At 64.5% G+C, this 14,101-nt stretch carries 11 protein-coding genes; 9 read left to right on the top strand and 2 right to left on the bottom strand.

What is annotated here, in order from left to right; genetic code table 11:
• Positions 1 to 101: 101 nt before the first annotated feature.
• From G6O69_RS36970 to G6O69_RS36945, 7 genes are all read left to right on the top strand, one after another.
• Entirely contained in the window at positions 102 to 302 is a 201-nt protein-coding gene (locus G6O69_RS36970; RefSeq protein ID WP_176397311.1) for a hypothetical protein, read from the top strand.
• A gap of 34 nt (positions 303 to 336) precedes the next feature.
• Positions 337 to 438: a hypothetical protein gene (locus G6O69_RS36965; protein ID WP_346017162.1), complete on the top strand. Its 102-nt coding sequence runs from the start codon at positions 337 to 339 to the stop codon at positions 436 to 438.
• A 152-nt stretch (positions 439 to 590) separates the two neighbouring features.
• A complete protein-coding gene (locus tag G6O69_RS36960; RefSeq protein WP_346017161.1) occupies positions 591 to 995 on the top strand; it encodes a hypothetical protein in 405 nt (134 codons plus the stop codon).
• Positions 996 to 1,085: 90 nt separating this feature from the next.
• Positions 1,086 to 1,706 (top strand): hypothetical protein, encoded by a 621-nt coding sequence (locus tag G6O69_RS41010; RefSeq protein WP_255216814.1) that lies wholly within the window; start codon positions 1,086 to 1,088, stop codon positions 1,704 to 1,706.
• Positions 1,616 to 2,593, top strand: coding sequence for a DUF3387 domain-containing protein (locus G6O69_RS36955; RefSeq protein WP_346017163.1), 978 nt, complete (start codon positions 1,616 to 1,618; stop codon positions 2,591 to 2,593). Before G6O69_RS41010 ends, G6O69_RS36955 begins: the two co-directional genes overlap by 91 nt.
• A 99-nt stretch (positions 2,594 to 2,692) precedes the next feature.
• On the top strand, positions 2,693 to 3,676 hold the full coding sequence (locus G6O69_RS42575; protein ID WP_176397310.1) for an SIR2 family protein: 984 nt from the start codon (positions 2,693 to 2,695) through the stop codon (positions 3,674 to 3,676).
• Positions 3,677 to 3,739: 63 nt separating this feature from the next.
• Entirely contained in the window at positions 3,740 to 8,950 is a 5,211-nt protein-coding gene (locus G6O69_RS36945; RefSeq protein WP_172302462.1) for a CHAT domain-containing protein, read from the top strand.
• A gap of 18 nt (positions 8,951 to 8,968) precedes the next feature.
• On the opposite strand, the gene G6O69_RS36940 is transcribed toward G6O69_RS36945, so the two are convergent.
• Positions 8,969 to 10,192, bottom strand: coding sequence for a hypothetical protein (locus tag G6O69_RS36940; RefSeq protein WP_172302463.1), 1,224 nt, complete (start codon positions 10,190 to 10,192; stop codon positions 8,969 to 8,971).
• Between the two features lie 214 nt (positions 10,193 to 10,406).
• Between G6O69_RS36940 and istA the strand changes: the two genes are divergently transcribed.
• Together istA and istB are read left to right on the top strand one after the other, a co-directional pair.
• Entirely contained in the window at positions 10,407 to 11,849 is a 1,443-nt protein-coding gene (istA, locus tag G6O69_RS36935) for an IS21 family transposase (protein ID WP_172302464.1), read from the top strand.
• Positions 11,846 to 12,604 (top strand): IS21-like element helper ATPase IstB, encoded by a 759-nt coding sequence (gene istB, locus G6O69_RS36930; protein ID WP_172301648.1) that lies wholly within the window; start codon positions 11,846 to 11,848, stop codon positions 12,602 to 12,604. Before istA ends, istB begins: the two co-directional genes overlap by 4 nt.
• A gap of 141 nt (positions 12,605 to 12,745) precedes the next feature.
• Here istB and G6O69_RS36925 read toward each other — a convergent pair whose 3' ends face one another.
• Entirely contained in the window at positions 12,746 to 13,948 is a 1,203-nt protein-coding gene (locus G6O69_RS36925) for a hypothetical protein (RefSeq protein ID WP_172302465.1), read from the bottom strand.
• Between the last annotated feature and the right edge of the window lie 153 nt (positions 13,949 to 14,101).

Genomic DNA, 14,101 nt, shown 5'->3' with positions numbered 1-14,101 from the left:
CACATCACCGCGCTGTTCCACACCAACGAGGTGCTGGTCGTGTCCGATGGCACCGAGACTCGGGTCGGCAGCCTGACCGCGGGCTTCGAGCGCTTCGGCCCGTGGCGGAGCATCGCGGCGAGAGCCTCGCGCCCGAGGCCATGCCCACGCTCCGGGTGCTCATCCAGGGCCTGTTCGAGCACCGGCGGTTCCTCGACTACGTCTACCACTTCGTGCTCTGGGAAGCCGACGAGGGGTTCATCAAGAAGATCGCCGCTACCACCAGTACTACGGCGGTCAACAAGGCATCACTTCCACCCTGAAGGCCGCGGGCTTCGACGGTGACCGGCGGATCGCGTGGTCTGGCACACCCAGGGCAGCGGCAAGAGCATCTCGATGTGTCTGTTTGCCGGCAAGATCGCCCTCGAGCCGGAGATGGAAACCCGACCCTGGTCGTGATCACCGACCGCAACGATCTCGATGGCCAGCCTCTACGGCCAGTTTTTGCGCTGCCCGGCACTTCTTTCCCGTCACCCCCAGGCAGGCTGAGAGCCGCGAACACCTGCGCGAGCTACTGACCGTCGCGTCAGGCGGCGTCGTGTTCACGGACCGTGCAGAAGTTCTCGCTCACCGACGAGGAGCGCACGCTCGGCGACGCCTTCCCAACCCTGTCCCAGCGTCGCAACATCGTCGTGATCGCCGACGAGGCTCACCGCAGCCAGTACGAGTTCGAGTCGCGCGTCGACCCCGAGACCGGCAAGGTCAGCCACGGCCTTGCCCGCAACGTCCGCGACGCACTGCCCAACGCCAGCTTCATCGGCTTTACCCGCACCCCGATCGAGTTCGACGACAAGAGCACGCCCGCCGTGTTCGGCGACTACGTCGACACCTACACGATCCGCCAGGGCCGTCGACGACGGCGCCACGGTCCCGATCTTCTACGAGGCCCGGCTCGCCCGGATCAGCCTCTCCCGAGTCGGAGAAGCCCCGCGTGGACGACCAGTTCGAGGAGCTGACCGAGGACGAGAAGACACGACTCGCGAGAAGCTCAAGAGCACCTGGGCCAAGCTCGAGGCCCTCGTCGGAACCAAAAAGCGGCTCAGCTCGTGGCTCGAGATCTGCTGGATCACTGGGCTCGGCGCCTCGAAATCATCGACGGCAAGGCGATGATCGTCTGCATGTCACGCCGGATCTGCGTCGACCTCTATCGCGAGATCACGCGCCTGCAGCCCGACTGGCACTCCGACAAGGACGAAGAGGGCGCGATCAAGGTGGTCATGACTGGCGCCGGCAGCGACCCCGAAGAGTACCACCCGCACATCCGCGGAAAGCTGCGCAAGAAGACCATCGAGAGGCGCTTCAAAGACCCCGAAGATCCGCTGAAGCTGGTGATCGTCCGCGATATGTGGCTGACCGGCTTCGACGTGCCCTGCGCCCACACGCTCTACGTCGACAAGCCGATGCAGGGGCACGGGCTGCTCCAGGCGATCGCCCGGTCAACCGGCGCTTCAAGGACAAGCCGAGCGGGCTCGTGGTCGACTACATCGGCCTCGCCGACCAACTCCGCAAGGCCGTCGAGCGGTACGGCGGTGGCGAGGGCGACAAGCCCGGCATACCTGTCGAGGCGGCCCTCGCCGTGTTGCAAGAGAAGTTCGAGGTCGTCCAGGCCATGTTCCACGGCTTCGACTACCAGAGCTATTACTCCGCCAAGGCGAGCGAACGGCTGACCGCGCTGTCGGGTGGCGTGGACCACATCTGCGGGCTCGACCCCGGAGACCCCGAGAGCGCCAAGCGGCGCTACATGGAAGCGATGACCAGCCTCAACAAGGCCGCGGGTATCGCCCTACACCTCGAAGGCGCGCGCAAGTATCGGGACGAGCTCGGCTTCTTTCAGGCGGTCCAGCGCAACATCCAGAAGTACACGGTGCGCAGCTCGGGCAAGACCGACACCGAGCTCAACGCCGCCATCCGGCAGATTGTCTCGGGAGCGATCACCTCTGACAGCGTACTCGATGTGTTCGGCGCTGCGGGGCTCAAGCGGCCGGACATCTCCGTGCTTTCGGATGAGTTTCTTGAGACCGTCAAGAAGTCCAGGCACAAGAACTTGCAGGTCGAGCTGCTCAAGAAGCTGATCAAAGACGAGATTAAAACTCAGCGCGAGCGCAACGTGGTCCAGGCCCGGCGCTTCTCCGAGATGCTCGAGCAGACGCTGATCCGCTACCAAAACCGCACCATCGAGGCCGCTCAGGTCATCGTCGAACTGATCGACATGGCCAGGGAGATGCGTGATGCGCCCAAGCGAGGCGAGACGCTCGGGCTCAACGAGGACGAACTCGCCTTCTATGACGCCCTCGCCGATCACGGGAATGTGAAGCAGGTGATGAGTGACGACGTACTTGCGGAGATCGCTCACGATCTCGTGACGGTGATTCGTCGCTCGGTGACTATCGACTGGACGCAGAAGGAGGCCGTTAGGGCGGACATGCGGCGGAAGGTCAAACGGCTACTCCGAAAGCACGGCTACCCCCCCGACAAGCGGGAGGACGCTGTAGAAACCGTCATCGAACAGGCTGAGCGGGTGGCGAAACACTGGGTCAGCAGCACGACTGCCTAGCTGCAGGGGCAAATTGCACATGGCATACGATCTTCCACCAGACGAGGCCGCCAAGTACTCGAATTTATCGATCATTTCAACAAGAAGCACCCCGCAGAAGTGAATGGATACGTCATTTCGGGAGGACACGCGCTTTATCATCAAGATCGAGTCGCGTTCGACCTTTGCTTCGAAGAGTGGCAGAACTCGGTTCGGCAAGACCGGGCCAACCATATCGAAAAGGTTCTTAGCTTTCGGTCGAATCGAGGATTTGTTGAAATGCTTGCGAGTGTGGTCTCGCAGGGGCTGGTGGTTCCTTTTGTGGGGGCAGGAGTGTCAATCCCGTGCAACAAGGAGGGATGGCGGAGCTTTCTGTGTAGGCAGGCCGAATTGGCAGAAATGGGCCCCGTCGGGACGCGGCTCGACCAAGGGGAGTATGAGGAGGTTGCGCAAGAGATCATCGCTCAACGCGGTCGGCATATGTTTGACCTTGAGGTCGAGGCTCGCTATTCATCGAAGGCTGAACTCTCGGGACCGGTCCTTCAGATTCGAGCTCTCACAGAGAAATTTGTGATTACAACAAATTTCGATGAGGTCCTGGAGCTTGCATTCCGAACTCAGGACAGTCCATTCAGTGAAGTTTGGCATCCAGCAAGCATTCCAGATGAGGTCATCAGGGTCTCGACCGGGCCTGATAGCACTGCCTTGATCAAGCTGCATGGCGACAGCAAGTACGCTAATGGTCGTGTGTTCACCAAATCGGAGTACGATCTTTTCTACGGAGCACCGCTTGACATGGATCGGCCGCTCCCAAAACTACTTGCAACACTGTATTCTCGTCAGTGTATGCTTTTCATCGGATGTAGCCTGTGCTCGGATCGAACCCTGGACGTCTTTCGTCAGACGATACAGCGCGAGGGGGCGGGACGTGTCTCCCGGCACTTCGCAATTCTCGAGTGCCCCGATGATGGTGACATACTTGATCGAGAGAAGTTTCTCACCGAAATCAACATCGTTCCAATCTGGTTCCCCAAAGGAGATTTTACAGCCATCGAAGCCCTGCTCGAGTACCTCATCCAGGCGACGGGACGGCTTCAAACCTAGACCTGACTTGGCGTTTTAGCCCGCGTTCAACCATGAGCCGGCCAGCAAGACTGCCGAACAACAATGAGCACCGACTCACACGCGAAGGTCCTCGATAGCGTCCAAGCTCTGTTCGACGCCCACGACTATGCTGGCGCGGCCGAAGCCGCGCTTGCGGCCCTCGACGAGCTGCCGCCGACGACATCGCCCCGTATCCTCGGCACGCTTCATCTCACCATCGTCGAAGTCCACAACAGGCTCGATCGTCTGACCCCGGAGCTGGGCCGTCGCTGCCGTGAAGCCCTCACCTACCTGCGAGGAGACCCTGAGCTCGAGACGCGCACGCGCCTGGCCATGATTCCGTTGGGCCTCGACTTCCCAGACTATCGGACCGACACCGACGACGCGTTCGTATGGCTCCGTGACCGTCGCGGCTCGCTCACGCCTTCTCAACGGGTGAAGCTCACCTTGTTCGAGGCCGCCGACGAGCGACGACAAGGGCGAGAATATCTAGGAGTGATCGAGCGCGGTGTGGCCGAGCTCGAGGGGACGCCAGAGCAGCGATACCTCCGCCTACAACTGGCGCACATGACCCTTCGTGAGGGGACCTGGCCAGAGTGGGCCGAGCCACTGATCGCGGGTGTCCTGCGCGACGGCCGAAACGTCGACGAACTCCAGGTGGTCAAAGGGATCCTGTGGGAGTTTGGCGCACAACTGCCCGAGCCCTTGTGCGAGAGCGTACTCGAGTGGGGTCGAGACACCGCACCGGAGATCTGCGGCATGTTGCTGGCCCGGCGCGGGCGGCAAGACGAGGCGCTCCAGTTCCTGCGCCAGGGCGCGCAGCACCACGAGGGCTATGCACGGGTGGGCTCCCTCCACGCCCTGCTCGAGCACCTCCCGCCAGATGCCATGGACGAGCGCCTGCGTTGCGCGCAACAGCTCGTGCTCGCGCTCGATCGCCACGACGATCCATCCATGCGCCACGATGTGGCCTTTGCCATGGCGATGGTCGGTGAGGCGCGCAAGGATCCCGAGCTACTCGAGCAGGCGCTGAGCCACGTCGAGCGAGCGGCGCCCAACCTGCGCATGCTCGACGGCAGCAACCCTGGCCGGCGGCTCATGGCGGAATTGCTCGAGCTGATTATCAAGCTACGCATGCTCGAGCCGACGCCTGCCTTGGCAACCTACGGAGTGCGCCTTCTTTGGCAGCCCTTTCCTGGAGTCGACCCACGGCGGCTCGCTATCATTCGCTCAAACGCTGCGTTCATGCTCACCGCTGCCGGTCCGATTTGCGCGCGCGAGGTCATCGAGGTAGCGGACATGCTCGCCCACGAAGTCCTCGGCGTGAATGAGTCGCTCCTATCGATCACCCGAGCGCGTGCCGAGTGGATGCGGAGCCTGGCAGAAAACCAGCCCGTCGCGCCCGGAGACTGGCCCCCAGGCCCCTTCGATCGAGCAGCGCCCTGGTTGGTGGCGCTCGTCCATGGTCACTCCCCGGCGCTCGACGTCGAGACAGGCCCGCCCAGGCTCGAGCTACTCGAGCAGGTCATCAGCGCGCGTAGCGACCGCGCCGATGCGATTCTTGCCTGGTTATTTCGAACCGCCCTCGCTTCGCCAACATGGCTCGAGGTGGTCGAGCCGGTGCTGAGAAGGTGTGTCGAGATCCCCGACTTGGCGGGACCCGACGTGTGGCCGGAGCTTCATGTCGTGGTGGGGCAAGCCCTCGAGCAGGGTGATACGCCGGACCTGCGCATGATCGCCCTGAGCATCGCGCGTGCCCGGGGCGAAGAGCTCGAGTTCGAGCCCAGCGAGGTCCCCGCGAGTGGTCGCGCCGCGGTCGAGCTCCTGATCCACGAAGCACGCTACGTCTCCACGCAGTGCCGAGACTCGTCCGCCACCGACCGAACTGCAGTCAGCGCGCAAGCCCGCGCGATGTGGCGTCACGCACTCGCTGCCGCGCGCGAACTCAAAGACAGCTGGCTCGAGTTCACCGCTCAGGTTGGTCTTGGGAATTCGCTGCAGTGGGGGGACCCGCCCGATGTAGACGGCGCCCTGGCCGAGTATCAGGCGGCGCAAGGGCTCGGTATCACCAACGAGCAGGGTCTGGCCAAACTGTGGAAGGTCACTGCCGATACGCTGCGCAAACGAGGGAGCCCCGATGACATCCGCTGGGCGCAGGCCCTCATCGATCGCTCGATCGCGCTGCGCACAGGGCGACTGCGTGCGGAGTCGCTGAGCTCGGCCACGCTGATCGCCGAACTGAACCCCGACGCGGACGAGGTCGCACGTCTACGCAGCTCGGTGACCTACCTGATGGACGCGGCCCGTGCAGATGAGGAGCTCGGCGCGGCTGTGCTCGAGGGGTTGTGCGATCGTATCGTTCAGCTGCGGCGACTCGAGCCAGGGGCGGCTGTCGACCCGCTCCTCGACGAACTCCAGCGTCGCTATCCCCAGCACGAAGTCACCATCTCCCGAGCTCGGCACGGCGTGAGCGGCCGCCAAGAGCGGCTCACGCAGGCTCAGATGATGGAGCTGTTCAGGACCGAGCCAGAGCTGCAAAGCGTGATGGCGGCCCAGATACTCCTCGCTCAGGGAAGCGAGAGCGAGTTCGACGACTACCTGCAGCAGCTCGACGGTGAATCGGCTGGACACGCCGTCGCCCGTGTATTCGTCCTTCAAAGGCTGGTGTTGGGGGGTCGAGTCGGTGGCCCCCAGCTGCGCGAAGCCATCGCAACCGCGCGGGCAGCCATAGCTCGTTGCGACGAGCCCAGGGTCAAGCAGGCACTCCTCGTCATGCTCTCAACGCTCATGCAGCCCGCTGAGCCGGCTGCCGAGTCTCCCGCGTTCGATCTCGATCTGTCTGGCGAGTTGGCTCGAGCTGCGATCGCTGTCGCGGGTGGCGAAGACGTCGTCCATACCGACGCACTGGCGATGCTCGCCCGTTGCCTTCGCTACACGCGCTCGGGCGATCGAAACCAAAATCTACGCCGCTCCCGTGACCTCTATCATCTGGTGTATGAGCGCGCACGCGCCGACGGTGACGGCGATTCGGCTGCGCACGCGCTCAACAACCGGGTCGACGCCGAGCTCGAGATGGGAGTCGGCGATCGCATGGAGCGTTGGCTTCGCGGCATTGAGACCTTGCAGCATGGGCTCGAACTGGCTCAAAGCCCCACGCGCCGCGCAGAGCTTCAGACCTCGATCGCTTGGTATCGCACAAAGATGGCGGACTACGTTCCTGCTCGGGAGCGTGAGGGCGTGCTCGTCCAGGCCCTCGCAGAGTTTGACGCTGTCGACCAAAGCGCGGTCCCTCGAACCTCGAGCTGGGCAAGCTTGCGCGCCGTATGTGAGGGTGGGCTCGCATCCATCCGTGGCGGTGACGTCGCGGAACTCGAGCTCTACGAACGCCGCCTTGCGGATCCTTCGCTCGACCCCTACGAGCGTGCGACCTTCGAACACAATCTGGCGATCAAGCTCCGGCGACGTCGCGGCGTCACAGCGACCGATCTGCTTCGTTCTCTCAACTTGTTCGAGAGCTCGACGCGGGTTCGGGCCCCTCACTCGGCGCGCCATGCCTGGGAGACCTGCTACGAGGCCGGCCTGACGATTGTCGAGGCGCTGTTCGGCCACTCGGGGCTGAACATGCAGATGCTTCCTTGGCCTCCCCGTGAAGCAGTGCGTCAGGCCCATACATGGTTGTCCCGTGCCTTGTCAGCGGCAGCGGAACTCGGTGGTGGACAGGAGCTTACAGACGCGGCGTTTCGGCTGGTCTGGCTGGCCTGCGGAGTGACAAATGCGTCGCAAGCCGCGAGCTACGCCGAGCAGGCCTGGAGCGCGCTTCTGCAGGCGGCCCCGTACTTGTTGCTCAACGACTCCGAGCGCGCGCAAGAGTCCAGGGTTGCGCGCCATGTGGCGCTGCACCTCGCCAAGTTGCACCTCGATGAGGGGGTGGTGGGTGTTGGCGACGATGGCGTGCGGGCGCTCGACAGCGCCGCGAGTGAACTCGTCCTCCGCTGGATGCTGCGGGCCGAAGCGAGCGCGCGTCGTGTGCTCGACGCGCGGCTCGTTCGCCCCAATTCGGGTTCTGCGTCTTGGTGGTCGCGTTGGCAAGAATCTCTCGATGCCCGCGATGGCCCGGAGCTCGGACGCCTGCTCGAGCAAATCCATCAAGACGAGCCCCGCTATTTGGTCGGAGATCCGAGCCTCGAGCAGACATGGCGCTGGCTCGAGCACGAACCGGGTGCGGTCGGCGTGTCGTTGCTGTTGGACGATCCTGTGTCGTGTATCGCGCTGCTCCACATCGGTAGCGAGGGCCAGCGGCTCATGCGCGTTCTGTGTCTCGAGGTGCCGGTGCCGCCACACACCGAGCGTGAGCTGGGGAAGCAGATCAACGAGATGATCAGGGGGCAACCAAGGGCTCTTGCCATGCATGAGTCCATGGTCCGCTGGGCGCGGGGGTCGGTCGTCGAGCCACTGCTGGGGTTCTTGAGGACACCGCCCAGGGCTTTACTGTGGGTCCCAGGGCCGCTGCTGCGCTTGGTCACCCCGTCGATCCTGTGGCATGGAGTCCCCGTCGCGTGCTCGCATACGCTGGCGTTGAAAGCGACTCCGGCCCCGACGCGGCCGAACTCGACCCTCGTCTGTGGGGCATTCAGCCAAGGAGATCGGCTGTTATCCAAGTTTGCGCGACCCCTTGCGCACATCGCTAGGGGGGCGGGTCGCTTGGGGCCTGTGAAGACACTCGTGAGCGCAGGCAGGCGCTACGGGAAGCAGCTGCGGCCGCTGGATGCACGTGACTCTCCGGCGAGCGCGAAGGACCTGCTCGCCGAGGCACCCAACCACGGGCTGTTGATCGTCCTGGCTCATGGCGCAGCAGGAACAGCGGACGAGGCCGTGATTGTGTGTGTCGATCGGGATGGGTCTGAGGACGACCTCACCGGTCGGATGCTCGCGGAGCAGCCAGAGGCGTTCGCTGGGGCGACGGTGATGTTGCTGTCATGCTCGGCTGGCCGGATCAGCGGCGACCAGCACTCGCCAGATGGGGTCGCTGGAGCATTGTTGTCCGCGGGCGCAAAGGCGGTCGTTGCACCACTTTGGAGTGTGTACCTATCGGTGGCTGAACGAGTGGCGCTCGATGTGCTCGATGGGCTCAAGAGCGAGCTGAGCCTCTGGCAAATCATCGCGGAGTTGCCCGCCGAGATCGTCGGCGAGGGCGAAGTGCTGGAGGCGACGGAGGAGACACGGGCCCAGGGCTTGATGCTGCAGCGTCAGAGTTTTGTCGTGTGGCTTGGGTAAATTGCCCGCAAGCCCAGGTTATTCGGACGCTCCGCCACCTGCCTGGATCACTCGGTTGATGGTGCGTTCCCCGGCTGGCGTTCGCATCCATCCCTCGTCCCTCTGGGCCACGAGACCGATGCCCTGCATCAGCCACAGCGCCGCCATGATCTTCGTCGGGCCTCCATGGGGCGTCCAAGGAAACACCCCTGGCGCGAGTTCGTAGCCGTTGGGCGTTGGGTGGAAAAAGAAGCCGTCGATCCCGCCCTGCCACTTACGTGTTGCGGTCACGAAGTGTTGCCCAACAGCGTACCGGGCGAGCAGGTGTCCCACCCACTCGTGGAGGGTCGTGTCGGGCTCAGGATGCGCGGAAAATACCGACATGCTGACGCGCAGAGACTGGCCCAGAGAAGCGAAGTTACGATACCGACGCTCGGGGTCCACGATCCGATCGATGCGCATCGCCAGCGCCGCAAGTGAGACGGCCGCAGCTACAATTCCCGCTCCTGGATCCGTATCGAGCGTCAACCCGATCACTTCGTGCCCCTCTCCTTGGATGCCAGCCTCCTCCGCAAACCCTCGGGTCACCTCACCGAGCGTCGAGGAGTGATGCGGCAGCCATCGAGACGACCCATCTGCAGCATCGAGCACGACCGCTACCGTCTCTGTGAGATCGGTGCTCGGCACGTGGCCTCGGTCGATCAGGTGGCCGAAACCGGCCCAAACGGATTCGAGTGAGTGGCGGAAGAACCACCGCAGGCCGAGGAGGGCCCACCCATAGGATTCCTCGAGCAGTGCGGACGGCGGCTCGTAGTCTCCGGTGCCCTTTTGCCAGTCGATGAAGCGTTGGAGAAGGAACAAGCGGGGGCTCTCAGTGGGCTCGAGGGCGTGCAGGAGCAAGGCGAGCGACCGTCGACGGGGACCATCGACTCGCTTCTCGATGTGCTGGCTGCGGCGCTGTTCGTGGCGAAAAAGCAGCTCTTCTAGCATGTCTCGTTCGCCTCGCAGCGGCGAGTTGCAGAGGCACAGGCCGCCAAGATGTTCGACCGTGGTCTCGCTGATGGTTTTGCTACCCGGTGGTGGCAACGCTACGTCGAGGTCGAGCGTGGCCCCGAGCTTCTTCGCGAACTTTGTCACCCGGCCTGCCGCGCGACTACCAAGCCCCAGAGCCTTGACCGAGGGCCCATAGTTGGGAGCATCAAAGGCTGAGGGCGGACGCTTGTCGGAGACCAGCGGGAGCTTGCTCCCCTTGCTCCGGGGCACCGACTGGATGCCAACTGCGCTCCCGGTTCCGCCGTCGACGTGTCGATGCCGGCGAGTTGCGTGGACGAAGGCGAACTGATCGACGACAATAACTTTTGCCGGTCGACGACAACTAAACCTGCCGGTCCGAGCCAGCCAGAACGCGCGTGGGACGCTGGGGAGCAGGAGCCCCCACGTGGTCACGGACGAGCAAGTACGGCTGCTACGGAGCAAGATGAACCAAGGCAAGACACAGCAGGCCGCAGCAGCGGCGGCGGGAATGAGCGTGAGGTCGGCGCGGAAGTGGCAGAGCGGGCCACTGCCCTCGCAGACCAAGGAGCCGCGGCACTGGCGGACGCGCAAGGATCCCTTCGAGGGGGTGTGGGAGGAGAAGATCGTCCCGCTGCTCGAGCGGGACAAGGAGGGCGAGCTCGAAGCCAAGACACTGCTGAAGCAGCTGATCGAGGAGAAGCCCGAGCGCTTCAACCAGGGCCAGCTGCGGACGATGCAGCGGCGGGTCCGGGACTGGCGAGCGCTGCACGGACCAGACAAGGAGGTCTACTTCCAGCAAGAGCACCCGCCCGGCGAGGAAGCGGCGCTGGACTTCACCAACTGCAACGAGCTGCAGGTGACGATCGCGGGCGAGCCCTTCCGCCACCTGCTCTTCGAGCTGGTCCTGGTCGCGAGCGCGTGGACCTGGGCCTGCGTGGCGCTGTCGGAGAGCTACGAGGCGCTGGTCGAGGGGCTCCAGCGGGCACTGTGGGCCCTGGGCGGGGTGCCGCGGAAGCTGACCCTCGACAACATGTCGGCGGCGACGCACGAGCTGAAGAAGGCGCGGGGCCGGAGCCTCAACAAGCGCTTCGCGGACGCGTGCACGCATCTGGGCATCGAGACGGTCCGGCGCATCAACGTGGGCAAGTCGCACGAAAACGGCGCGGTCGAGGTCCGGCATCGGCGAACCAAAAAGCTGCTGAAGCAGGCGCTGATCTTGCGGGGCAGCCGGGACTTCGCCAGCGTCGAGGATTACGAGCGCTTCGTCCAGCAGACCCTCGAGCGCGAGCACAACCAGCACGTCACGGCGAAGCTCGAGCTCGAGAGCCCCTTGCTGAGGCCGCTGCCGATCAAGCCGGTGCCGACCTACACGACCGAGACGCCGAAGGTCCGGCGCTGGAGCACGATCAAGGTGCGGGGGCGGATCTACTCGGTGCCTTCGCAGCTGATCGGCCACCAGGTCGAGGTCCGGCTGCACGCCAACGAGGTCGAGCTGCGCTACGGCGGTGAGGTGGTCGAGACCTTCCCGCGGCTGCGAGGCGAAGGCGCGCACCGCATCGACTACCGCCACGTGATCGCCTCCTTGGTGCGCAAGCCCGGGGCCTTCCCCAACTGCTTCCGCGAGGAGCTGTACCCCTCGCTGATCTTCCGCCGGGCCTACGACGCGCTCGAGCGCGCTCGACCCGGGCGCGGCCACGTCGACTACGTGAGGATCTTGCACCTCGCGGCGATGACGATGGAGTCGACGGTCGAGGCCGAACTCGCGCAGCTGCTCGAGGCCGGCGCGCCCTTCGACTACGCGACGGTCAAGCAGCGGGTCCAGCCCACGGAGTCCGAGGTCCCGCAGCTCGAGGTCGGCGAGCCCGATCTGGGCGTCTACGACGAGCTGCTCGGAGGTGCGGCGTGAACCCTCGACCCCCCGCCCACGCCGAGCAGATCACCACGCTGCTGCGCAGCTTCAAGCTGACGACCGCGGCCGAGGAGCTGGTCCCGCGCCTGGTCACCGACGGCCACGAGCCAGCGCTGGCGACGATCGCCGAGGTCCTGGACCTCGAGGCCGAGGCCCGCCACGCTCGCCGAGTCGCTCGCCTGCGCCGGGCCTCGAAGCTCAGCGTCGGCAAGACCTTCGAGACCCTCGACGACAAGCGGCTGCCGCGACCGGTGGTCCGCAAGCTCCGCGAGCTGCAAGCCGGCGACTTCCTCGACGAGGCGATCAACGTGCTGGCCTTCGGCCTGCCCGGCGTCGGCAAGAGCCACGCCCTCGCGGCCCTCGGCCACGCCCTCGTCGAGCAGGGCCGCTCGGTGCTGTGGACGCCGACCTACTCGCTGATCCAGGAGCTGCTCGCGGCCAAGCGAGATCTGGAGCTGCCCCGGAAGCTGCGTCGGCTCGACAACTTCGAGCTCGTGATCCTCGACGACATCGGCTACGTCAAGCAGTCGGCCGAGGAGGCCGAGGTCCTCTTCACCCTGCTGGCCGAGCGCTACGAGCGACGCTCGACGGCGCTGACGAGCAACCTGGTCTTCAGCGAGTGGGACCGGATCTTCAACAACAAGATGGCGACCTCGGCCGCGATCGACCGGCTCGTGCACCACTCGGTGATCCTGGAATTCAACGTGCCCAGCTACCGGACCGAGAAGGCCAAGGGGCGCAAGAAGGGCTGACGCCCGACGACAACTACACCGGGCTGCGACAACTGCCCGAACGACAACTACCCCGCGCGCGAGGTCGCCGTGCACGGGGACGCGCAAGTCTCGCACCGGCAGGAATAATCGTCGCCAATCGGAAAAAATAATTGACGCTGATCAGAGGTGCTTCCATCGTTCGTAGAGCTCATGAGCTCCGGCGTGAGTGCTCGTGGATGCGGCGTGGATTGCCTGCTTGTTCTTTCGATCGAGCTTGGCTAGTCGCTTGGTCAATTTCCCGTGGCGTTCGCCCAAGACCTCCTTGCGTGCAGCAGCCTCCTTGTAACTGGTCGAGCGATGAGAGAAGCTCTCCAAGATACGTTCGATCTCGCGGAGCTCGGATTGGATCTCGGTGAGGTGAGTCGAGCAACGCTTGATGGCACGACCGAGCTTCTCGAGCTTCCAGACAGGCGCAAGCAGGGCTTGAGCTTGCTCGGCCCGCGAGACATGGGAGCGCAGTAGGAACAGCGTCTCTGTATACTGATCGAGTTCGGGGGCGGTGAGATCGCCGGAATCTGGATGGGCGGTGATGTACGCCTCGAGCCCCTGGAGTACGGAGCGTGCTTGATCCATGCCGTGGTGCGCCGCAGTGCCCTCCTCGATGTCGAGATCGATCCAATGTAGCCACCTACAGACCGCCACCAAGGCAGCGACAGGATCGGGCGAGACACACTCCGTGTTGGACTCCTCTGGAGACTCGACGGACAGCATCCACCCACGCGTTCGCTCAGGCCACTGCGCCTCCGCCCAGGCTATGCAGAGCCAGGAGACGAGCTCCGGCAAGAGCTTGTCCCGGAGTTCCCGACTGATCGCTGCAGTCGTCAGCAGCAGGTGCACGACGCCCTCGAACAACACGATGGCGTTCTGCGGAGCCTGGACCGCGAGTTTGCGCATTGGCTCCCGGTACTTGCGGGCGAGCTTCAGCACCGCCTCGACGAGGTTGGGCGACAAGTTTCCTTCGGTATTTCGTTCGCCACCCGATTTCGTGCGCGCTCCGCTCGTTTGTTCGTCCTCCTCCTCGTCTTGCGTGACCTCGTCCAGGTCACTCGGGGTCCACGCATCGTCCCCGTCGTCGTCCGTCGACGGGGTCGAGAGCGCCACTTCGATGAGCTGGGTCAGTTCGAGCAGCTGGGCCCGTGCGCTCCCACCCATGTGCCGGACACCGATTGGCAGCTCGTCGACAATCTCGAACTCCCCTATGGCCTCGGGCTCTCGCCGCCCCCCCACGTTCTTCTTGGTCGGCGCGGGCTTCGACTCGGTGTTCGCCGCGACGTTGCCGTGAAGGCGAGCGAGAATCTCCCCGATCTGTCCCAAGATCTCCACCCGGAGTGGGTCGTCGATTGGACCTTCTCCTCGACGCGCCCGCTTGATCCGAGCGTGCCACGTTGGCGTGTGGAGGTCGGCCGTGTGGAGGACGAGCGCAGCACTGTCTCGGTATCCAGGTGCCCGCGCGACGACGCGCGAGACGCCGCGAGG

The sequence above is a fragment of the Pseudenhygromyxa sp. WMMC2535 genome (assembly GCF_011083025.2).
Note: the sequence above shows the minus strand (reverse complement) of the source record. Positions and strands in the feature narration are given on the sequence as shown.